This window comes from Pantoea sp. Cy-640 (assembly GCF_011752635.1).
Classification (GTDB): domain Bacteria; phylum Pseudomonadota; class Gammaproteobacteria; order Enterobacterales; family Enterobacteriaceae; genus Pantoea; species Pantoea dispersa.
The window spans coordinates 159,272-179,160 of the sequence record NZ_VWXB01000009.1 but is presented as its reverse complement, the minus strand read 5'-3'; the positions used below and the strand labels follow the sequence as shown (position 1 = coordinate 179,160).

General features: G+C 53.5%; 24 protein-coding genes and 4 pseudogenes. 16 read left to right on the top strand and 12 right to left on the bottom strand.

Going from position 1 to position 19,889, the window contains the following annotated elements:
• Nucleotides 1-136: 136 nt before the first annotated feature.
• Complete coding sequence (locus F3J36_RS20045; RefSeq protein WP_166720398.1) at nt 137-445, bottom strand: hypothetical protein; 309 nt, start codon at nt 443-445, stop codon at nt 137-139.
• A gap of 1,678 nt (nt 446-2,123) precedes the next feature.
• On the opposite strand from F3J36_RS20045, the pseudogene F3J36_RS20035 reads away from it, so the two are divergent.
• The 7 genes and pseudogenes from F3J36_RS20035 (at nt 2,124) to F3J36_RS20010 (ending at nt 6,888) form a co-directional block, all read left to right on the top strand.
• A pseudogene (locus F3J36_RS20035) lies at nt 2,124-2,490 on the top strand (IS66 family insertion sequence element accessory protein TnpB).
• Nucleotides 2,471-2,752, top strand: a pseudogene (tnpB, locus tag F3J36_RS24105) (IS66 family insertion sequence element accessory protein TnpB); the annotation flags it as partial. The pseudogenes F3J36_RS20035 and tnpB, both read left to right, overlap by 20 nt.
• A pseudogene (locus F3J36_RS24100) lies at nt 2,741-3,251 on the top strand (transposase); the annotation flags it as partial. The pseudogenes tnpB and F3J36_RS24100, both read left to right, overlap by 12 nt.
• Before the next feature lie 249 nt (nt 3,252-3,500).
• Nucleotides 3,501-4,103 carry a DUF2913 family protein gene (locus tag F3J36_RS20025; RefSeq protein ID WP_166720396.1) on the top strand — a complete coding sequence of 201 codons (603 nt, stop codon included), beginning with the start codon at nt 3,501-3,503 and terminating at the stop codon, nt 4,101-4,103.
• 207 nt (nt 4,104-4,310) lie between these two features.
• Entirely contained in the window at nt 4,311-4,442 is a 132-nt protein-coding gene (locus F3J36_RS24270; RefSeq protein WP_247653217.1) for a KTSC domain-containing protein, read from the top strand.
• Nucleotides 4,443-5,013: 571 nt separating this feature from the next.
• Nucleotides 5,014-5,523 carry a phospholipase D family protein gene (locus F3J36_RS20015; protein WP_247653216.1) on the top strand — a complete coding sequence of 170 codons (510 nt, stop codon included), beginning with the start codon at nt 5,014-5,016 and terminating at the stop codon, nt 5,521-5,523.
• Nucleotides 5,524-5,568: 45 nt separating this feature from the next.
• The gene (locus tag F3J36_RS20010) at nt 5,569-6,888 is read left to right on the top strand and encodes a DUF1173 family protein (RefSeq protein WP_247653215.1); all 1,320 of its coding nucleotides are present in this window, start codon (nt 5,569-5,571) and stop codon (nt 6,886-6,888) included.
• 111 nt (nt 6,889-6,999) lie between these two features.
• Here F3J36_RS20010 and F3J36_RS20005 read toward each other — a convergent pair whose 3' ends face one another.
• Together F3J36_RS20005 and F3J36_RS20000 are read right to left on the bottom strand one after the other, a co-directional pair.
• Entirely contained in the window at nt 7,000-7,299 is a 300-nt protein-coding gene (locus F3J36_RS20005; RefSeq protein WP_166720394.1) for a helix-turn-helix domain-containing protein, read from the bottom strand.
• Nucleotides 7,283-7,645 (bottom strand): type II toxin-antitoxin system RelE/ParE family toxin, encoded by a 363-nt coding sequence (locus F3J36_RS20000; protein ID WP_166720393.1) that lies wholly within the window; start codon nt 7,643-7,645, stop codon nt 7,283-7,285. The genes F3J36_RS20005 and F3J36_RS20000 overlap by 17 nt, the downstream gene beginning before the upstream one ends.
• Before the next feature lie 434 nt (nt 7,646-8,079).
• Here F3J36_RS20000 and F3J36_RS19995 point away from each other — a divergent pair, with 434 nt between their 5' ends.
• A complete protein-coding gene (locus F3J36_RS19995; RefSeq protein WP_166720392.1) occupies nt 8,080-8,922 on the top strand; it encodes a tyrosine-type recombinase/integrase in 843 nt (280 codons plus the stop codon).
• A gap of 88 nt (nt 8,923-9,010) precedes the next feature.
• Here F3J36_RS19995 and F3J36_RS19990 read toward each other — a convergent pair whose 3' ends face one another.
• Nucleotides 9,011-9,382, bottom strand: a complete 372-nt coding sequence (locus F3J36_RS19990; RefSeq protein WP_166720391.1) for a hypothetical protein — start codon at nt 9,380-9,382, stop codon at nt 9,011-9,013.
• Between the two features lie 322 nt (nt 9,383-9,704).
• Between F3J36_RS19990 and F3J36_RS19985 the strand changes: the two genes are divergently transcribed.
• The 3 genes from F3J36_RS19985 to F3J36_RS19975 all read left to right on the top strand — a co-directional run bounded on the left by F3J36_RS19985 (nt 9,705) and on the right by F3J36_RS19975 (nt 11,008).
• Nucleotides 9,705-10,361: an AAA family ATPase gene (locus tag F3J36_RS19985; protein ID WP_166720390.1), complete on the top strand. Its 657-nt coding sequence runs from the start codon at nt 9,705-9,707 to the stop codon at nt 10,359-10,361.
• 44 nt (nt 10,362-10,405) lie between these two features.
• Nucleotides 10,406-10,675: a CopG family transcriptional regulator gene (locus F3J36_RS19980; protein ID WP_166720389.1), complete on the top strand. Its 270-nt coding sequence runs from the start codon at nt 10,406-10,408 to the stop codon at nt 10,673-10,675.
• A 93-nt stretch (nt 10,676-10,768) separates the two neighbouring features.
• Entirely contained in the window at nt 10,769-11,008 is a 240-nt protein-coding gene (locus tag F3J36_RS19975; protein ID WP_166720388.1) for a hypothetical protein, read from the top strand.
• Nucleotides 11,009-11,304: 296 nt separating this feature from the next.
• On the opposite strand, the gene F3J36_RS19970 is transcribed toward F3J36_RS19975, so the two are convergent.
• From F3J36_RS19970 to umuD, 3 genes are all read right to left on the bottom strand, one after another.
• A complete protein-coding gene (locus F3J36_RS19970) occupies nt 11,305-11,652 on the bottom strand; it encodes an SH3 domain-containing protein (RefSeq protein ID WP_166720387.1) in 348 nt (115 codons plus the stop codon).
• A 135-nt stretch (nt 11,653-11,787) separates the two neighbouring features.
• Nucleotides 11,788-13,062, bottom strand: a complete 1,275-nt coding sequence (gene umuC / locus F3J36_RS19965) for a translesion error-prone DNA polymerase V subunit UmuC (RefSeq protein ID WP_166720445.1) — start codon at nt 13,060-13,062, stop codon at nt 11,788-11,790.
• Nucleotides 13,063-13,070: 8 nt separating this feature from the next.
• The gene (gene umuD / locus F3J36_RS19960) at nt 13,071-13,520 is read right to left on the bottom strand and encodes a translesion error-prone DNA polymerase V autoproteolytic subunit (protein ID WP_021507970.1); all 450 of its coding nucleotides are present in this window, start codon (nt 13,518-13,520) and stop codon (nt 13,071-13,073) included.
• A gap of 540 nt (nt 13,521-14,060) precedes the next feature.
• Here umuD and F3J36_RS19955 point away from each other — a divergent pair.
• Nucleotides 14,061-14,333, top strand: coding sequence for an XRE family transcriptional regulator (locus F3J36_RS19955; RefSeq protein ID WP_166720386.1), 273 nt, complete (start codon nt 14,061-14,063; stop codon nt 14,331-14,333).
• A gap of 104 nt (nt 14,334-14,437) precedes the next feature.
• Here the strand turns inward: F3J36_RS19955 and F3J36_RS19950 are convergent, their stop codons facing one another.
• The gene (locus F3J36_RS19950; RefSeq protein WP_166720385.1) at nt 14,438-15,112 is read right to left on the bottom strand and encodes an SOS response-associated peptidase family protein; all 675 of its coding nucleotides are present in this window, start codon (nt 15,110-15,112) and stop codon (nt 14,438-14,440) included.
• Between the two features lie 54 nt (nt 15,113-15,166).
• On the opposite strand from F3J36_RS19950, the pseudogene F3J36_RS19945 reads away from it, so the two are divergent.
• Nucleotides 15,167-15,307: pseudogene (locus tag F3J36_RS19945) on the top strand (DNA polymerase III subunit theta); the annotation flags it as partial.
• A 134-nt stretch (nt 15,308-15,441) separates the two neighbouring features.
• Here the strand turns inward: F3J36_RS19945 and F3J36_RS19940 are convergent.
• Nucleotides 15,442-16,239, bottom strand: a complete 798-nt coding sequence (locus F3J36_RS19940; protein ID WP_166720384.1) for a malate dehydrogenase — start codon at nt 16,237-16,239, stop codon at nt 15,442-15,444.
• A gap of 89 nt (nt 16,240-16,328) precedes the next feature.
• On the bottom strand, nt 16,329-16,865 hold the full coding sequence (locus F3J36_RS19935; protein ID WP_166720383.1) for a peptidase M14: 537 nt from the start codon (nt 16,863-16,865) through the stop codon (nt 16,329-16,331).
• Nucleotides 16,866-17,492: 627 nt separating this feature from the next.
• Between F3J36_RS19935 and F3J36_RS19930 the strand changes: the two genes are divergently transcribed.
• Complete coding sequence (locus F3J36_RS19930) at nt 17,493-17,762, top strand: hypothetical protein (RefSeq protein ID WP_166720382.1); 270 nt, start codon at nt 17,493-17,495, stop codon at nt 17,760-17,762.
• 14 nt (nt 17,763-17,776) lie between these two features.
• Nucleotides 17,777-18,115, top strand: a complete 339-nt coding sequence (locus F3J36_RS19925; RefSeq protein WP_166720381.1) for a type II toxin-antitoxin system RelE/ParE family toxin — start codon at nt 17,777-17,779, stop codon at nt 18,113-18,115.
• Nucleotides 18,116-18,223: 108 nt separating this feature from the next.
• Here F3J36_RS19925 and F3J36_RS19920 read toward each other — a convergent pair whose 3' ends face one another.
• Together F3J36_RS19920 and F3J36_RS19915 are read right to left on the bottom strand one after the other, a co-directional pair.
• Complete coding sequence (locus F3J36_RS19920; protein ID WP_166720380.1) at nt 18,224-18,871, bottom strand: hypothetical protein; 648 nt, start codon at nt 18,869-18,871, stop codon at nt 18,224-18,226.
• Entirely contained in the window at nt 18,868-19,353 is a 486-nt protein-coding gene (locus F3J36_RS19915) for a hypothetical protein (protein WP_166720379.1), read from the bottom strand. The genes F3J36_RS19920 and F3J36_RS19915 overlap by 4 nt, the downstream gene beginning before the upstream one ends.
• Nucleotides 19,354-19,508: 155 nt before the next feature.
• Here F3J36_RS19915 and F3J36_RS19910 point away from each other — a divergent pair, with 155 nt between their 5' ends.
• Nucleotides 19,509-19,754, top strand: coding sequence for a hypothetical protein (locus tag F3J36_RS19910; protein WP_166720378.1), 246 nt, complete (start codon nt 19,509-19,511; stop codon nt 19,752-19,754).
• Nucleotides 19,755-19,889: the final 135 nt, after the last annotated feature.

The following is a 19,889-nucleotide window of genomic DNA, read 5'->3' as shown; positions in this document are numbered from 1 at the left end:
CTGGCGTCAGTATCATTATAGGAGGGGAGGCAGAAAAGCGCTTCGTTAACCGGGCTACTCTGTCTGACTCAACATCCAGCTGAGCTTTTAATGCACAAAGCAGAGCGGTCGCCCGTCGCCCGCCCTAGTAGAGTAGTTATCTCATCTCATCGTCTTCATCAGCCTGCAGGCGAATGGTCGCCTCGCCGCCGCCACTGAGGTCTCCAGCATCGGAGAGCATCCAGCTCTGAGCCGCGCCGCCGCGGGCGCCCACGGTGCGGAAATCACGCAGCCAGGCTATTGCCGCACTGATGCGGGCAATACGACTGCTGAGCTCCTCAGCTCTCAGCATAACGTTAAGCTCCGTCAGGAGAGAGTCAACGGTTATTTCCTGTTCACGCACGGCAAGATTGACAGCTGCTTCACCAATAACTGCGTGACCGGTCATGTCTTCGCTGTACAACACGTTTACACCTCGCTTAAATAATGAGAATGATGTTAACCACATCTTAATTATAGCAAATGGGATGGGATTAATTAAATTCCATCTGTCGTCATGACCTATAGATAAATAAGGTAAAATATAATGAACCTTTGTGGTTTGATATAAGTGACTGATGTGCGGCTGTTTATGGAAGTAATCTGATTATGTTTTCGTGTTATACGGATTTCGGGTGCGTTAGCTTCAGGTGTTCTTGTATCAGACCATGCACGTAGAAATACTTTCACAAGGCTGGCAGAACCCATCTGCCCGTATCAGGTTCACCATAGCAACGTATCATGCTTATACAACTCTTCGGGCGCCTTAAGCTGGCAGGAGTGTATTCACCGCGCGGGGTATCCAGCAAATGATAATTAGCGATATCTTTAAGGGTTTCGTTTTAATTTTGAAGTGAGTCCTGACTGAAGGAAAGATGCCCGTCACCACCTCTGATTCACACCGAAATATTATTCATAATTTAAACGAATATGTGTCCCTGGTGTGTGCCAGATATACCAGCACGATAGCGTGCCAGTCGCCCAGACAGTGAAATATTTCCGTTCTGACTGCTGTGAACGTCATTATATTGCCGGTGTCCATTCTGCTGGAGTTACTTTACGTTTTAACATGGCCCTCAGTTAATCACTTATACGGCGCAGGACTTTTCGATATTAACCATTATATAAAATTAAACGCCATCCAGGAACAGGCGTGGAGTCTGCCTGCCTCTTCCAGTTGGCTTTGCCCCCGGATGTTCAACTGGTGCTCAGACGAACGGCGGGACTGAACGGAGCGGGCCAGTCAATGGAGTGAATGTTGCTCACGGGCTTCAACGCGCGGTTTTTTTGCTCTGCACGCCAGCCGGAACAGACCGGGGTACCCCTCTGTATTCAAGCTATCCGTCATCTCCCCGAGAAGCCGGATAACCTCCTGTACTACACAGCAGGCCCTATGACGCCGACTTCGATACGTCCAGGTCGCCGCCCTCGCCCTGGGTGCTGTGTGCGCTGACGGGACGTTACGGCGTCATCGTTAAACACTGGTATGTCGCCGCGGGCTGCGACTACTGCCGACGGGCAACCTAGTCTGGCGGCGTCCAGCAGGAGGAGCGCTGTGACTCGCTGGAGAGGAGCGAAGAGGAAGATTAAGACGGTTACCGTGACGTGACCGGGCCGGACTGGATTATTGACAACGTGGCCTGCTATGGCGGCTGAACCGGAGGTGGCGGGTTAGCCGGGCTGCCTCGCAAGCAAAAGAAACTTCGTCGCCACCTCACCCTTTACCCGCCGTGCTCGGGACATTCAGTCCGCTCCGGCGGCTCGTGCGGCTTTCGGTGTCGCCCCTGCTTGCTCCGCTGGTCGCCCGTTTGTGTTGAGGTCACTGCACCATGACCGGTGCCACCTTCATACACAGGAGCATAACTATGTCTCGATTCATGCACGGCGACAGCTTACGGGTCATGGGTGGCTTTCCGGATAAGAGCATTGATTTCATGTCGGGTAGCAGCAGCGCATTACTGGTAAGCGTAAAGTCAGTGCCGCCTGTTCTAAATGTGCCGGACGCATTAGGTTAGAGCTCCGTCTGATTTAGAAGGAGTTCTGTTGATGAAAAAAACGCTGACTGGCGAACCGAATCACGCACGGTCTATTCCAATGACTTTAAACTGCGTATTGTACAAATGGCCTCTCTGCCTGATGCCAACATCGCGAAGATCGCTCGTGAAAACAGCGTCGACCACAATCTTGTATTTAAATGGTTAAGACTGTGGCAGAAGGAAGGCCGCATATCCCGTCGCCTTCCGGCGACAATAACACCTCCTTTACGTCCGTTACTGTTGCCAGTTGAACTGGCTGCTGACGTCCCTGAAGATACCCATGCCGTGCCCATTCAGAATGCTTCGCTTAACGCATCCTCCTGCTGTGTGGAGTTCCATCATGGTAAAATCACGCTGGACAACCCTTCGCCTGAGCTGCTTGCCGTGCTGCTCCGACAACTCACAGGCCGGGTGCCATGATATCGCTGCCCTCTGATACCCGCATCTGGCTGGTTGCCGGCACCACCGATATGCGTAAGTCCTTCAACGGGCTTGGCGAGCAGGTACAGCACGTCCTCAGTGAAAATCCGTTCTCCGGCCACCTGTTCATCTTCCGCGGGCGCCGGGGGGACACCGTGAAAATCCTCTGGGCTGATGCGGATGGCCTGTGCCTGTTTACCAAACGTCTGGAAGAAGGCCAGTTCATCTGGCCTGTTGTACGCGATGGAAAAATCGCGCTCACCCGCTCACAACTTGCATCGACAGCAGAAGAAGCCCTGAAACGCATCGGTGGACTGTACGCGATAGAAGAGGAAATACGTGGTCACCCGGAAGCAGAACGGCTGGCAGTCAGGCAGTCCCGGAGCAAACCGCAACTGGTATCCCTGCATGAGTGGTTGGTGGAAAAAAGCACGACGCTGTCAAAAAAAACCCGGTTGGGTGAGGCGTTCGCTTATACCACTGAACCAGTGGGATGCGCTGTGTTACTACAGCGATGATGGTCTGGCAGAAGCGGATAATAACGCTGCTGAGCGCGCGCTACGAGCGGTCTGCCTTGGTAAGAAAAACTACATCTTCTTCGGCAGCGATCACGGTGGCGAGCGTGGAGCTCTACTGTATGGTCTTATCGGAACGTGCAGGCTCAATGGCATCGATCCGGGAGCCTACCTCCGATACATTCTGAGCGTACTGCCGGAGTGGCCCAGTAACAAAGTGGCAGAACTTCTGCCATGGAACTTAGACCTCACCAATAAATAGCCGTCAATACGGTGCTCACTTAATGCTTACATCTAATCAATCCGGTCCCTGCAACCAGGACCGCTCTCATTACGCCTGCTCCCGCCCTGATTTGCGGGACTGAACACCTGTGGAGCCAGCCGGATAAAGTCAGGCCGTGCTGCTGAACCTCCTGCCGGCTCCGCCGGGTTTTCTCAGGCCTGATGATGTCATAAAATGCCGTATTTCAGGGCCACTTTTTCATGTGGTCCGGCATGAAGGACGCGGCTTATGAATAACGACAACCTGAACGTCAGTCACCTGGCGTGGTGCGGCCTGATTGCGCTGCATACCGCCCGACTCGACGGGCTCGTGACGTCACCCGCACAGGACAACCTGTTTCTGACCCGCTGGCTGGCCACCGCCGAAAAACAGCGTCGCTTTCCCCGGGCGCTGGCGAGCGACATCAGCTGGCTGCTGAAGGAGGGGCGGGAGAAGGGCCTGCGCGCCGACCTGCCCGGCAAGCTGGACTATCTCTGGCGCGCCGGAAACGGCCACCTGCAGGCGCAGAACGACCTGTTCCGGCTCCAGCACGCCCTGCACGCCGTGAAGCTCACCGGCTGGATTTATATGGTGCTGTCAGAAAACGAATGGAGTGGCCGCCGCCAGCTGCGGCTCAGCTCCTCCGTTTCCGGTGTTTATCTCAGGCGCAGCGCGCTGGATAACGGCTTTGACGAACGCGGACGCCAGCGCAGTCTCCTGCCTGTGCGCATCACCGGCGACCTGGCTGCGCTGGATAAGCTGCTGCAGCGTTCGGGCTGGCGCCGTGGAGCGGCCGGAGGTTCTGATGAACATCAGCATCTTCTCCTCGCGGACGGATTCAGTGCAGAGTGAAGGCAGGACGGAAAGCTGGCGAACTTCTCAGACTACAGTGAACCTCCGCGCCGGCTCAGGTTTCACGGCGGGCGATCGGTAACAACACACACGTAATCTGAATAATAAATCGTCTGATTTTACTCCCTGAACGGGGGAGCTGCCGGGCGGCACCCCACTTTTTCGGACGGCGGCCACGTGAGCGATGGCCCTGACAGGAACCACACTATGAACAGGCATAAAGTGACGTCTCAGCTGTTTCGCAGCGCGGGCTACGATCCGACCACCGGCGTGCTGGAACTGGAGTACCGGAACGGCGCGTGCCGGCGCTGGCTCGCGGTGCCGGCAAAGGTGTACTAGGCCTTCTGCGCGGCCGCGGACGGCGACGCATTTTTCAGGAGCAGCATCGAGGGGCGCTATATTTCCCTCCGGGGCAGCCTCAGCCTGCGGCGCGGCGTCTGACGCCATCATCTGCGCATAAGCATCATAGTCTTCCGCGGCCTGCTGACGCCAGCGACGCACCGGTGCCCGGCGTTCAGCGCGCGCCCGGTAGCCGCAGCGCCGCTCGCGGGCCGCCCGGATCAGGGTCTCCTGCACCCACGTCCAGAACGCGCGCCCCGTATGCGGCGTCACAGGGTAGCCCGCTTTTTTCATGATTTTCCGGGCGACGTTTTCGCTCCGGCTGCGGATGAGCGAAAAGGCGCCGTGGATATCGCCGCGTGACGTCATGATATTTAATTCGTGAAATGTATTCATATTATCTGCTCCCTGACACGTAACTGTTATCGTCAGATTACGGAATATCTTCAGCCCTGATTTTATATTTATAATGGATTCATATTAACATGTTTATATTAATAACTGTCAGGTGGTAAAATCTGTTAACATTATTTTATGGCGGTGAAGGATAATGAAAAAACAGGCTTTAATCATGACGGCATTACTGACTCTTCCCTTTATTCACGGCGCGGAGGGCTCCGTAATGGCCGGGTTTTCGCCCGGGGGCTCGGCGCTGGATCTGATACTGCAGTTCACCGGCAGCGCGTGTCATAGCGCCGACGTGGCGGCCTGGGATTTCACCAGTCGGCCGGTGGCGCAGGCGCTGTCAGCGGCCGTTGCGCGGGGCGTTAAGGTCCGGCTGGTCGCCGATGAAAAGAAAAGCCGGGACCGCTGGTCTCTTGTCAGCCAGCTCGCGTGCGCTGGCGCGGACGTGCGCCTCAACGGCATGTATAGCATCATGCACAACAAGTTTATTGTGGCCGACGGCAGTGCGGTGGAAACCGGCTCATTTAATTACACGTCTTCTGCTGAAAAAAGAAATGCGGAGAACGCGCTGGTGATTAAAGGCGAACCTGATATTGCCCACCAGTATCAGGCTGAATTTAACCGGTTGTGGAATGAATCCTCACCGGTAATCTGCCCGGCAGCCGGCCTGAATTAAAATCACGCAGGTCGCATATTCAGCGTTCTTTACGGAAAGGGGGGTATGATGGCGGCAAAGAAAACGTATCCGGTCCGGTTCACCGGGCTGCGGGGCTCGCGTGAATGCGGTGCGGATTTCCGCAGCGCTGAGCCGGAGCAGTGGCAGCGCTGGCTGAAGCACGCGCGTGACAACAAGGCCACCACGGTGGTCACCTGCCTGTGCCATCCCCCGGAGGAAGACGCGCAGCGCCGGCGCCTGAAAGTGCATCTGTCACAGAAAACCGATCAGTGCTGGCTCGCGTCATGGCCATTTTCCGGCCATGAGCACGCGCCGGACTGCCGCTTTTATTCCGTCTGGTCTGATGAAAGGCAGGCCGCTATTTATGCACCCGACGTCGTAAAGGCGGCACCGGACGGGAATATTGTCATACGCCTTCCCACCGGCCTGCAGAAGAAAGATATCCAGGAAAAAAAACCGGAGGCTCCCCCGGCCAGCGCCGGACCCGTTAAGCGGCGCCGGCAGCCCTCGATGCGCCTGCTGGGGCTGCTGCACTTGCTCTGGGAGCAGTCCGGCATCAACGTCTGGCATCCTGCATTCGATAAAAAGAAACGCTCGCCGGGCTGGGTGAGCTGGCGCCTGAATGAGACTGCCGCGCGCATCCGCATCGGCCGGATCCCGCTGCAGCAGTCGCTGATGCTGATGGCCATGAAGGATTCGCCGCAGGTCGCGCAGAACCGCCAGATTGCGAAGGACGCCGGCAGGGGCGCACGTCGCCTCATCCTGATCTCGCAGCTGGCCGCCTGGAGCGACGCGGCCGATGAGCGGCTGCAGCATACGCTGCCGCTGGGGCTGTTTGCCGGTTTTCCGGCGCTGCAGCTGCCGGAAGACGTCAGGGCCCGTCTGACACGAAGCTTTTCGCGGGAGCTCGGAGACTGGCGACGCGGCGCCCGGACGATGCTCATCTGTGAAACCGAGCCGCCGGAGACCGCCTTTATACGCAAAGATGGCCGTAACGTGCCGCGCAGCAGCTGCAGGGTTATCGACGCTGCGCTGATGACCGTCAGCCCGCGCTATATTCCGCTGGATTCCCGCTATGAGGGCATGGTTGAGGCGCGCCTGTGGGAGGAAAAGCGCGCGTTCATCAAGCCGCTGCGCTACGACGGTGAAGAGGACGTGTTTCCGGACTTCGTGCTGACCGATGTGCCGGGAAAGGAAGCGCTACCCATGGAAGTTTTCGGCATGAACACACCGGAGTACCTACAGCGTAAGCGGATCAAAACAGCTATATACGACCGTGAATACGGTGCTGGCAGTTGGTGGCAGTGGGAAGCGTCAGGCGATCATGAGGGGCATTGCATGCCTGCTTTCCCCTCAAAGAAATAGCATTATGATGTATATTTACTGGTGTATTAATATTACTTTGATTGCGTTTTGATAGTGCTTTGCGGCGTGTTCGTCTGGCCCGGAACTCAGGCCAGACTGTGAGCGTGCGTATCAGATGTGAAAGGCTATGCGCTTTCCTGTTGGCAGCTCGACATCAAGACTGAGTTTACCTCCCATGGCCTCAATGTAGCGCTTGAGCGTAGCAACCTTGAGATCGTTTCCACGCTGCTCCAGCTGTGTAATGGCAGGCTGGCTGATGCCCATGGCCTCTGCTACGTTTTTCTGCGACAGCTGCAACTCCTCCCGCATCATCTGTAATCCGGTTTCAAGGATCATCTCGTCAGCGATATCACGGATACGGGCCCGACTCTCCGGAGAGCGTGCAGCAATTACTTCATCCAGCGTTCTCATTTTTCCCCTCCATTGTGTTCAGGTGCGCAGTGAACTCATCATCGGCGATACGAATCATGCGCTCGTAAAATTTCTTGTCGTTACTTTTGTCACCGGCACAAAGCACGATGGCCCTCCGGGCCGGATCAAATGCAAAGAATGCTCTGACCGGTGTACCACCATACTGTACGCGGAGTTCTTTCATGTTCTTATGACGGGAACCCTTGACGGTGTCGGCATAAGGCCGGGACAAAGCCGGACCGTACGTCCTTAAATTAATCAGGTCGGCAAGAACCTTTTCCTGCAGGCCGTCTTCCTGTTCATCCAGCCAGGCGTCAAAGAGATCCCCAAAGAGTACTGTCCACATATTACGCCTTATAAGTTACAGCTTATAGGTGTTAAGAATATAATCTATAGCTTATTCCGTCAAGCCCGCTCTGATGTGATGAGGGAGTAACCTGTTAAGTTCATGACTTTTCGACATCTGCAAACACAATGAGGCGTTTATCTCTTTTGACGTCGCTACCAGGCATCCAGCAAAGAGTGCCTGGTACGCCCTCCCCCCGCCTTTTCGGCCACCGGTAAGATAAAAAACCAATAGCGTCAGGGGGATAGTGTTAACAAAACCGTGCATGTCTTCCGGGCGGCACCGCGTGCGCGTGAGTGCGCACCAGGTTATATTCCCTATATCGGAAAAAAGACCGATTTGTCCTTACCCGATCACCGATTTATTGCGGTCGGTTTTTCTGGACAGATACGCGAAAATACGTTCCACGCCCTCTGAAAGCGGAGAATGAAAAATTGAGAGGTTTGCCCCGCGAACTGACGCAGAATTCACGCAGCGACGCCGGCGCGCATAACGTGGCCGGCGCAAGCGCGACGCGCTACTTTGACTATGCCTCGGCGCTGGCGCTGCGCAACCTGGCTGCGCACTACGGCACCGCCATGCCCCGCTACCTGCTGGCGCCCGAGGTGGCGCTGCTGCTCGACGCCGAGCGGGACCAGCGGAAGCGACTGCTGATCGAAACGTTCTGGAACACCGGCGGCCGGCTGAATGAGGTGCTGCCGCTGACGCCGGAGGATTTCGTTCTGGACGGCCCGGACGGTCGCGCTCTTGATGCGCCCTTTGCGGTGCTGCACACCCTGAAGCAGCGACGGGACGAAGAAAAGCAGAAGCAGCGCGGGCGCGGCCGGCCGACGCGGGAAGAACAGGCGGCGCTGCGCGAGGCAGAAGCCAACCCGCCCCGCGCCGTGCCGCTGACCGATCCGGGCTACGTGCGCCGGCTTCGCGAATATCTCGCCACCGTGCGGCTCAGGAAGGGAGAGCGCATCTGGAAGATTGACAGTCCCGATACCGTTCGCACCTGGATCCGCAGAGCAGTGCATGCTGCCGAGCGTGACGGCGTCACCTTCACCATACGACCCATCACCACGAAAACGTTCCGGGATTCGTTTGCGATGCACCTGGTACAGCACGGCGTGCCGAAGAAGGTCATTCAGGCGATGATGGGGCATAAGGATGAGAAGTCGACGGAGTGGTACACGCAGGTGATGGCGCTGGACGTCACACGCCAGCTCGGCGTGCGGTTCTCAATGACGCCGGAGGATGCGCGCTTACTGGTTATGCCCGGTGGCGGCGAGTGATATCCGCTCGCCTGCCGGCAGGAAATACGTTTCACCATGGATACTGAAGGGGACTGCTGAAGGCTGCAGCTTCAGCACCGGTAGCCGCTTAACGTCTAAGCTCGAAGTTCAGGCTGGGCGTTCTGACAAGCAAATCCCTTGCGCAATAAGTACCTGATCCATCCACCTTGAATTCCAGATAACCCTGTTTCGTCATCCAGGATGTCATTTCTTTTATGTCATCGTAAAGCAGTCTTCGTTTGTCACTGTTGAGCAGAAAAACTTCGATTTCTGACCTGTGCTCGTTGGTTGCAATCTGTGACATATTCGGCTTCGCCATCCTCAGCGTGGAACCCGAGGACTGGAGATGTGCGTTCATGATTTCATGTGGTTCGCAAGGAGCAAACCCGGGCAACGCAGAAATATAAAAATAGCGTATGAAGCCGTATACATTGTCGTAGTTGTACTGGGGATTCTTCATGAAAATTTCCTTATCTTCGTGAGATTTATTTTTAGCTAAACGGCTTACAGCCATCCGCCAGTTACTGCCACACTCCATGCATCAGCGCGGCGGTAAGGTAACTTTTCAAATTATCGGCCGCACGGGCTTTTTCTGTAGCACCCTCCCCTCCCTGACAATTAAGAATGAGTGGCTCATAGTTTTATAATACTATTTTAATATTAAAATAGGGTTGTTGTGATATCGTTGTGATTGTTTTATGGATTCATCTCTACTACAATCGCCATCAGGTAAAGGAATCCAGATTACTATTGTATTAATATTAAAATGAGGTGTTGCTGATATGATTCTGACAATCGTGAATACCAAAGGTGGTGTGGGGAAATCGACACTGGCTGTCAACATTGCCGCAGCCCGGGCACAGCAGGGAAAAAAGGTCTGGTTGGTTGACGGTGACAAACAGGGCTCATCCCAGATGGCCATACTGATCCGCTCGGAGGCCGATGTGCAGCCCGGCATCGCCTGCTCACATTACCCTGACGGTCCCGTACTCAGAACGCAGGTCCTGCAGCAGAAAGACAATTATGATGACGTCATTATTGAGTGTGGCGGCCGTGACTCGACCGCAATGAGGGCCGCCCTGACGCTCACCGATTTTGTACTAATCCCGTTTGTGCCCGGAAGCTTTGAAGCCTGGGCGATGGAAGACGTCGTGAAGATGCTGCAGGAGGCACGCAGCATACGTGAACCTTTCCCGGCGTTTTCTATTCTGAACCGCGCGGACGTTAATCCACGCAGCAAGGACAATCAGGAGATGGTGGCGGCCATGTCCGAATATGCGGATGAGGTTCCCGTTATGGACCAAATCCTCTACACGCGCAAAGCGTTTGCCAACGCGGCCGGCTGCGGCCGTTCTGTTGTCGAGCTCAAGCTGAAAGCACACGAGCGTCCGGCAAAGGATGAACTCAACAAACTCATGTCTGTATTATTTAAGGATTAATATGATATTATTATAATATTAACCCGATATTTAGGTGATGCAATATGACGATTACTTCCAGACCAAAAGCCGCTTCTGTGCCCCTTCAGGAACAGGCTCAGATTGAAAAGTTTATCAATGATGCCCCGGACGGTAAAAAACCTGAAAAGCGTGGCGTCAAGAAAGGACAGCGCGAACAGATTACGGTCACATTTGATACTGCCATCATCGCGCAGCTTGACGATCTGGCTGTACATGAAGGCGTTTCCCGCGCAGCACTCATCAGAATGGCTGTACGACAACTGCTGGATAAAGGGACGCAAGTGGGTGGCTAGTAAAATAGCACCGTATTGATTTCGTATTAATATTAAAATGGATTTATTTTAATTTCTTATTGATATTCTTTTACTGTTTATTCAGAGGGCGGGATGAAAAAAATTAAACGTCTATTTGCAGGTTTTATCGGGCTTACAAAACTCAGTGGTCCCGAGCGTAAAAGCGCCGCTGAATGGGGCTTTCTCCTGAGTGCCCTGTTCATCGTGCCGCTCTTTTTCTTGCCGCAGGCCAGCGAGCTGATCAAAATTGGCCTTCAGCTGCTGTGGGGGGCCTGCGTTTCGCGCGCGGCATTTATGGCCAACGACAGCTGGAAGCAAAACAAATCTCGCTGAGCGATTGCAGCGTGATGGAGAGTCAATAATGTTAATGCATGAACTGTTTAAGCAGGTCCGTGGGCAGGGAAGGGTAATGACTACAATCACCCAGTCTGCAGATATGTTTAAAGGCAACGTTCGCCGGCGGCGTCCCGCGTTTGATGAGTGGGTCCGGAAGCTGCATCCTGGCGACAGACTGCCCCGGGGGCGTTACTTCAGGGACAAAAAACCGGGGCTTCCTTTCTTACTCATGGATGAATTCTGGCTTTATAAGGGCCTTCCCTGATCATGGTGGGTTATTCAGAACGCCATGTTTAACCCGCCATACTTACGTATTCCTCTGGCAACCAGCCAGATTCACCAGAGTTATTCAGCGCCCAGTACCAGCCATTAAGAGACTTCATGACAGTAATCATCTCACCGGCCCTGACTGATAATTCATGCGCTGTGTAGTCTTCGAGGCAAACGACTTCATTAGGGCCCCGGGGAGTAAGTATTTGTTGTGGGGCCCATCCGGCTTTACCGGAGGCAGCCTTTATCCATACCCATCCAGGATAGTCAAGATCACAATGGCTGATAACGGCAGTGCTCGCTTTCTTTATGACGATGGGGTCAGGATAAGTAGAGATGTAATCTCTGATGACAACAGCGACGTTATTCATGTGAGCTCCTCCTGATGTTCGTGCATAGCAAAAATCCCACAACAGCCACCACAACAGGGGAAGACCCCTTTATAACCAGTAAGGTAAGCAGCTCACTGACCGATACCCTGAAACGTCCGGAACATCCGTGGTATCTCAGACCACCCGTGCAAGGGGAATATCGCTCCAGCGCGTTGTCCACGCAGGGGATAACATCTCCCGTTTCATTTTCCATTCTGTATTCACGCCCTGACCCGCAAACCACAGGCTGCCGAGCCCGGACTGGTTGATGCCGTCAAGTACTTTCATCAGCTCCGCGCTGTTGGCCCGCGGCTTATCCTCATCGAACAGGTTCAGCTGACTGACGCCGTCTGGCGTGAAGTCATCGAGCATGATGCCGGCCTTCATGTAGCGTCGCCCTTCAAGCCAGATGCGGTCGAGCGATCGCATGGCCACCTCAATCACGTCGCGCGTATCCTGCGTGGGTAGGGTGAGATTCTCGCCGGCGCTGTTGCCGTAGAAGACTTCTCCCTGCGCGTGCGGCGAGGTCCGGATAAAAACGCTGATGCGCCGGCAGAACTGGCGCTCTTTTCTCAGCTTCTCCGCCGCACGGGTGGCGTACTGACACAGCGCTTCCTGCATGGCCACTTTTGTCGTGATGCGCTCACCAAAAGAGCGGCTGCAGACGATCTGCTGTTTCGCCGGCGCAAACTCCTCGAGGGGAATGCACGATTCCCCGTTTAGCTCGCGCACGGTGCGTTCGAGCACCACGCTGAAGTTTTTACGGATGAGGGCAGGGTGCGCACGCGCCAGCTGCAGGGCGTTTTCAATGCCCATCAGGTTGAGTTTTTTGCCGATGCGCCGGCCAACGCCCCATATCTCCTCAACGGGCTGGTTTTCCAGCAGCGTTGCGGTGCGCTTCGGATTGCCCGGCGTCAGTGCAAGCACCCCGCGGAACTGCGGCCATTCCTTGCTGGCCCACTGCGCCGATTTTGCCAGGGTTTTTGTCGGCCCCATGCCCACGCCGACGGTCAGGCCGGTCGTGGCCAGCACGTGGGCGCGCAGGCGCTGGCCGAAGTGCTCAAAGTCCTCGCAGCCATCAATGCCGGTTAAATCGAGGAACATCTCGTCAATGGAGTACTGCTCGACCTTCGGCGTCATTTCCTCCAGAGCCATCATGATCCTGTTCGACAACGAGTGGTACAGGGCGTAATTTGAGCTAAATACATGAATATTATCAGGATATCCCTCATTTTTGATCTGAAACCACGGGGCGCCCATTTTTATGCCGAGTTTTTTGGCACCGGCGCTGCGCGCGATCACGCAGCCGTCGTTATTACTCAGCACGACTACCGGCCTGCCGCGCAGGTCAGGGCGGAACAGCGCCTCACAGCTGGCGTAAAAGGAGTTGACGTCGGCCAGACCAAACATGGGCATGATCACCTCCGGCGGGCACGGGTGCTGTTAAAGAACCAGGTCACGACGCCGAGCAGCTGCAGCTCCTCCGGGTAGATCACCGGGTAGGCCGGGTTCATGGGCAGCAGCGCGAGCCTGGGCTGCAGCTGCAGGCGCTTGACCGTAAACTCGCCGTTGACCTCGGCAATCACGATATCGCCGTGAGCGGCCTCCTCGGCCCGGTCAACCACCATGACGTCGCCGTCGCAGAGGCCCAGGTCACGCATGCTGTTGCCGCTGGCGCGCACGAAGAAGGTTGAGGCGCGCCGGCGGATGCACAATTCATTCAGATCGAGCTCTTTCTCGACGTAATCCTGTGCAGGGGAGGGGAAGCCGGCGGCGCACGGATCGGCATAAAGCGGTACCCTGACCCTCGGCGTAAAAATGGGTGGCCAGAGCAGCGTCAGGCCGGCGGTATAGCTACCCGGGTTCATGATCTGCTGCCCCGGCCATGCTGCAGTGCGACTGCGAAAGAGCTGAGTAAATCGCGCATAAAATTCCTCCTGTTATATTACTGTTTATGCATACAGTATTATTGAGGCGGAATTATCTGGCAAGAGGGAGCGAAACGGGTTGGCGCCGAAGCGAAGCCATCTGGCTGACCCGCCGGGAAATTTTTATGAAGGTCGGCTGGCTGACACGGAGTGACGCCACTATGCTCAGGTCAGGGCCGGCAGACGTGGAGAGGCGTTTCCGGTATACCGTTACAGCCCGGCGCTCTATGGCCGGGCTGGTTTTGTGAAATGCAGAATAAGCGTAACGTGCGTAAGCAGTCCATGCCGGCATCGGTGAAATGACGCTTCCTCGGCACGACTGTTCGTTCCTCGCGCTGCTGCGGTACGCCTCAGCCGTGACTGCGGCGAGCGTGGCGGGCTGGCAGTTAACGGCAGGTATTTTTTTTCCGGACCCGTTGTGCAGACCTGACGCACCGTTCTAATCTGGACGAAACTCCTCATCAGCCTCCGGGGCAATCCATGGATGGCCACACCTCTCCCGCACGTTTTCTCGCTTATCTTCTGACGGAGCACGATATCTCCGTGACGCAGCTGTGTGACCGCTGCGGGCTGGACAGCGATATCGTCCGGGCTTTTCTGGCGGGGCGCCTGCCGGTGACGCAGACGCTGGCGGAGCAGCTGGGCACCGTGTTCCACTCCCCCGGCTTCTGGCTCACCCGTCAGGTACTCTGGATGCGGGCTGAATCAGGTGCTGACGCGCCCGCCGGTGGCGACGGGACACCACCGTGCTAAATTAACCGGTGCCGGTACGGGATTATCTTATCCGCCTTCACCAGGGGGTAAATAAACTGCAGCCCGTACCGGCGCCTTTCATAAGCAGATGTCCGGACACTCTGTCAGCCATCGCCGGTGTTCCGGATAATGTCAGGCCCCTGGTTGTGAACGTTGCCGACCTTTGCCGCGACCGGATCCCATGTGAAGACGGATTCAGGCAGCGCGCCGTCACGCACAATTTCTGCCGCGCGCGCCGGCGAAGTGTCATGACTCAGCCACTCCCGGACCGCGTCGGCCTTCAGCACAAGAGGACGGCGATCGTGTATATCGACCATCCCCTGATGGCTGGCTGCGGTGACGATGACGAAACCCTCCTGCCCGTGCTCCCGGTCAAAAGGCGGCTTCCCGATGGCCGCAAAAAAAAGCGGCTCTCTGTTTCGGTGATAAATGAAACAGGGCTGTTTTCCGGCACCGCTTTTTTTCCACTCAAACCAGCCCGATGCCGGCACAATGGCCCGCCCGTGTTCCCACAGGGGCTTAAACATACGCCCTGTCGCAGCCGTTTCGCTGCGGGCATTGATGAGCGGCGGTTTATCCCACCACTCCGGACCGTAGCCCCAGTAAACAGGATCAAACTTCAGCTCGCCGTCACGCTCACTGAGCAACAGAACCTTAGTCCCCGGCGCCACGTTGTACCGGCCAATGGGTTCAGCATCCCGGGTCAGTTCTTCCGGGCTAATACCCAGAGCGTCAAAGTAGTCATCTCTGCTGCTGTACTGCGCAAATCGTCCACACATAAGCCCCTCCTGCTATTCAGCATAGGCGGTATACTTTTGTCAGGAGGGATTATCATGTCACATAACCTTGCCGCCCGGCCCCGGGAAGAGCGCGATCGGATCAACGTGGATTTAGCCGCAGCCGGTGTCGCGTACAAAGAACGCCTGAATCTGCCGGTGAACCCGGCAGAGGTAGAGCGTCAGCAGTCAGAAGCGTAGCGCGAGTATTACAGGGAGCGACTGGCTTTCTCTGATGATATTAACGTCCGTTTCTGGCACTGAGCGGACATTGGGGTCCGTCAGATCTCACTGGACACGATCGCTACTCTGTTCAAGAACGTCCGTTAGTTTTAGAACTGGGCTATCACCACTCTGGTATTACCTTCTGAGTCTCCCCTCTCCAGATCGGCGATCACGCCTTTCGGGTTATTCACCCAGCAATCAGGGTCATAAACGAAACAGACCAGCGTCGCACAGTCCGGGTGGGCGCGGTAACGGGCCATATCGATAATTAGTTCCTCTCCAATTTTCCCTGCCCCTAGAGACTTACGCGTTTTCTTGACCTCAATTACTATCTTCTCTTTCTTAAGCAAAAAATCCTGTCTGGACGACGAACCCGCATAACTCGGCGAAGCCTCTTCCGGTCTTACATCATCGAAATGAAGAGTGAGAAGCGCATGCACCAGATCCTGAACGTCATACTCGTCGTTCACCTCAATGGTATCGCTGTCGTTATGTCGCTTTTTGAGCTGGCGACAGAACGCTGGAAACCTTTCAAGCACGTTAATTATCAGATCTAAACTGTCGGTTTCTTTAATTAATAGACCTGAATGTAATGGAAGAGCGTAAGCCAGATCAGCTTTAGCGGCGTCGAAGGCCGGTTTTAATTGCTTGGTTAAAACTTCATGATTTGTCGAGTAAAACCCCTTCTGGGCCTTAACAAAATCATTATAAAAATCTGAGTCTTTTCCGTAGCTGTCTTCAAGTAACTTTTTAACCCGGCCAACCCATGTCTTGTACTTTGCTGTATCTACATACGGTTTGTTCACGTTGAGCATTGGGTTGAATTGAATAGATTTGGTTGATAAAACGTCCTGATAGTCTTCTTCAAGTGCGTCAAACCGTTCTGCTAATGTCTTTTGAATCATAATGCCGCCCATGTTCCTCTAAAGCCGGATAAGTCAGTTGATGTTTAGATTCTAACATGTTGTTCATAAGCATTATTCACTTCGGACGTTCAGATGTTTCTGTCTACGTTTGTGCTCTGCCTACGCCAGATCGACCACCACGCATGGGGTTTACCCTGAAGTGCTGCTTTATCCTGAAGCAATTCAACACTCACTACCCCCTGAAGCAGTGAAACGGAGTCTCTCGCGGCATCACGACAGGAATCGATCACTTCTATTTCATTGGGTTTTCTGAGAAGGATAAATTGCGATACCTTTGCCTGAGTGACAAACGCGTAGCCTCGCAATTCTGACGAAGAGGTGAGACTCACAATATTATGCAACCGCATATAATTGGTGTAGTCCTCGCCACCCGGATCACATGATCCATAAAGATATTTCTGCATTAGCATTTGCGATGAAGAAAGAAAATCGATATAGCGGTCTGTTTTTTTATCTATATCCCGCAGTCGTTGAGCTACTGCTTCTTTCCTTATTTCATGGCGGTGTGTTAATTTCAGCGTAACCCAGCCGCCAAAAATGGTGATTAACGCGCCCAGCCCGATTTTTACGGCACTGTCAGCCACATCTACCCACTCAACCGCCATTTTCTATCCTTCTATTTCAATGATGACTTTAGCTGTCAGTATAAATCCCCAGCGGATTGGACAGGCAGATTTTTCTGTCCAAAGCGGGCAGCTGCGCTACTGATAAACAGTCGGTAATGCTCGATATCTAAACGGCAGCTATGAGCGAAAAGCGGACTTTGGCTTAATGTTGGAATGACATTTTCTAACAGCAGCTCGTCATTATGCAGTATGTAAAAAAGCAAGAAGAAAAACTCCGCTGGCGCAAATTCTGATTCGGGGAAACCCGCCTCTGCCGGAGTTTTACCGAATGGCGCAGCGGGGCAACCGGCGCGGCCTGACCCGGCGCAGAGGGCCGGATCACTATATATGGTATGCGTCTCAGCTGAGACTGGCACAACATGTAGCGTTGTGCGCCGCAGCGGGGCGATTCGGCAGAATGCGGGTTTTACCGAATTTCTGTAAACAACCTGTAACCTCCTGCCCGTGGTGGATAAATGTGTACTCAATTCTACCACTAGTGATATACTCTAAACATGTGCTGCCCTCGCCGCACTAGCGAGAAACCCGCTTTGCAATTCAGCAAAGCCTTTAATGAGGAAATGAGATTGCTGTTCTCGTCAGTGAATCTCAAATGAGGAATAACCTATGACCCAAACCATGTCCCAGAAGCTCGCCAGAGACAGTCTCGGAAATGCACAAAATTTTGAAGGAGGTATGTACGTCACGAAAAACGGAGTAGCAGAACTTTTTATTCAGACCGCCGCCGAACGTGAGGCAGAGCTGAGAGAAATGAAAGAAGAAAGAAATATAAACGCCCTTTTCAAGCTGGCAATGATGGCTAAAAAGGAAATCGTCGATGGCAAAGGCATGTCTCCTGAAGAGGCTTTAAGGAGGTTGCGTGCCGCAAGAAAATAAAAGAGAGGTGTTAAGTGTCAAAACAGTATTCAATCGAAGTAGCGCCGATGGCGCAGCAGTGCCTGCAAGATATTGAGTCATACAAAGGCGGGACTATCGGGGCGCAACGTGCCGCTGAATTGGTCGATAACCTGCTGATGGATTCCGTAAAAAATATCATGGAAGATCCTGAAAGATACCGCTTCAATGCCCATCTTGCTGATCGGGGATTGATGTTACGTGAAAGGCTTGATGTGGAAAGCGAGTATCGGGTGCTTTATGATTTTGATGGGGAGCATATCGAAATACTGCTTTTCATCAGCATGAAACAGGATTTTGACAAAATACTCTACCGCTTTAACATACTGAAATGACACTTAATGCCCGGTTATTCCGGGCTTTTTTATGCGTGTTAGATACGATTCGGGGTTATGGGCGTTTTACCGAATACCCGGATAGGACGCAAATACGACATTGCCCTTTCATGGGGACTGCGGCTTGGTCTTCTGCAGGATGTCGTAAAGAGTGCGGTAATGCGAAACAGCTTCCAGAATTAGCCTGCGGTTTTCTTCCTCAGTGCGGTTATTGTCAGTCCGTATATTCTCGCTGCGCAGAGCCTCATTAGTAAGTTCGTCAGGTGTATAAGTGCGGTTGTAATCAACCTGAGTATAATTACTTGCGCAGCTGTAAACCTGTGCTTTCATGAATAATTCTGCGCAGCCTGCTATTTTTTCCGATAGCTCATTAGTCAGACCTGAGCTTTCAATATTTTCATATAAAAAGAGAAAGTCATCTATCCTCTCATCTTTAGGCGAAACACTGGCGAATCCTCCGCTGAATTTTTTACTGCTCTCAAGTAAGAATTTGAACATGGCGATGCGTGATGCCTGTAATTCAGCTATGGCCTTGTCAGCATCTCTACGGACTTCTTTAAGCTTGACAATGTTCCCGGCGATAGAAAACTCCTGAATCTCGGAAGAGAAAAAAATCAATAAACTGATAACAGCGCACAGGGTGAAAAAAGTTATCGCCTCACCCGCCGTCACCTTTGAGTAATAAAATAGAACGCCGTTAATCGTAGTAAATAGAAGAAAGAAAATAACAGGAAGGATAGATTTAGATATATTCATATAAAACAACACCTTATTGATTTTTTTTCCATTTCGGCCAGATATTCTCTCGCTAGGCACTGAAATTCACCTGTGCGGAGATCTATGCGCTCACGCAGTTTTTTTAAGAGTTCCCACTCCTGCTCGTTCTTTCTTATAACTATAAATTCATTTACTGCAATCAGGAGATTATATGCCCCTAGTACAATTAAGTTGGGAGAGGTGATTTGTATTCTGTTATATATATTTAGAAACTCAATGTAGTCCGAACCTTGAGCATCACAGCTTACGTCTCTGTATTTTTGGGTCAGCATTATGGAATGCGTCAAAAACTGACTATAGTTTGCCTTGCTTTCTTCTGCTTTGGCCTGCTTCAGAGCGCGATTTTCTTTATCAACTTCGTGGCTGTGATTTTTTCTCAGAAAAAAATATGAAGCCACCGAAGTTATCAGGGCGGTAAGACCTATTTTTACAGCTGAATCTGCAACCTCAATCCATTCCATACTGCACCTTCAGATTGTAACGACCAGACTTTATTTGGCGCTTTTGTATAAGAGCCGCTGCGAACGATGGATCATAAGCTTTGAGTAAGACTTCAGTATAACCCGATAGTACGCCTGATTGAACGGTTCGGTCTTATAGGCGTTTTACCGAGTCCATGTTAGTAGCAAAAGAAAATCGCCTTGTAATGGTCTTAAAGCAAGTTAAAGTAGCCAATGTCCGCTATTGGCACAAAGCAGCCCTTGATGAAGATACCTCGCCGCTTCTCTTTACCAGATATGGCAGCTTATCTCACAACTTGTACAGCATGAATTGCCTGTGTACCTCCCTCCTGACCGTCGGGCTGCGCCGTGACTTCACCTTAGCCGGGCCGCTTCGTCCGCAAGGCAGCTTCGCCTCATGACTCACCCGTTCCCCGCCGTTCGCGGAACATTCAGTCCGCTCCGGCGGCGCGTGCGGCTTCGTCCCTCGACCCTGCGTACTCCGCAGTGACCCGGCTGCCGTGACGTCACGGCGCTGATGCCGTGCAACCTGTAAC